Source organism: Bradyrhizobium sp. 33ap4 (assembly GCF_032654765.1).
GTDB classification, from domain to species: domain Bacteria; phylum Pseudomonadota; class Alphaproteobacteria; order Rhizobiales; family Xanthobacteraceae; genus Bradyrhizobium; species Bradyrhizobium australafricanum.
The window spans coordinates 1-563 of sequence record NZ_JAUMTJ010000269.1 but is presented as its reverse complement, the minus strand read 5'-3'; the positions used below and the strand labels follow the sequence as shown (position 1 = coordinate 563).

The 563-nt window shown below is 57.7% G+C and carries 1 protein-coding gene; it reads right to left on the bottom strand.

What is annotated here, in order from left to right; translation table 11 throughout:
- Positions 1–109: 109 nt before the first annotated feature.
- A partial coding sequence (locus Q2M23_RS43860; protein ID WP_316399571.1) for an ATP-binding protein occupies positions 110–563 on the bottom strand: 454 nt, incomplete at its 5' end.

Here is a 563-nt window from a genome sequence, read left to right as displayed (position 1 = left end):
TGCGTATTTCGCAAAAACGGGACAGCGGTTTCGCTAACTGACGGACAGCAGTTTCGCTAAATCGCGGACAGCGTGGCGGCGCTGGCTTTTGGTTGCCTGGTTGTTGAAGTCAGTTGATATTCGTTTCGCTGTTTTCGACGTCGGTCAAGGGGCGCGCGGCTTTTTTCCTTCGCATGCTGTCGCCTTCGAGGGCGATACGGTGGGAGTTGTGGATGATCCGGTCGAGGATAGCATCTGCGATGGTTGGCTCGCCGATCATGTCGTGCCATTGGGCAACGGGCAGCTGAGCGGTAATCAAGGTCGATTTGCGCCTGTAGCGCTCTTCGAAGATTTCGAGGAGATCAAGGCGCTGCTGGTCATTGAGGGTGTGGGTGCCCCAATCGTCGAGGATGAGCAACTGGACCCGTCCAAGCTTATCGATGAGGCGCGGGAAGCGACCATCGAGACGGGCCATGGCGAGGTCTTCGAACAAGCGCGGCATACGCAAATAAAGGACGGAATGATCGAGCCTGGCCGCCTGGCGTCCGAAGGCACATGCCAACCAGGTTTTGCCAGTCCCGGTC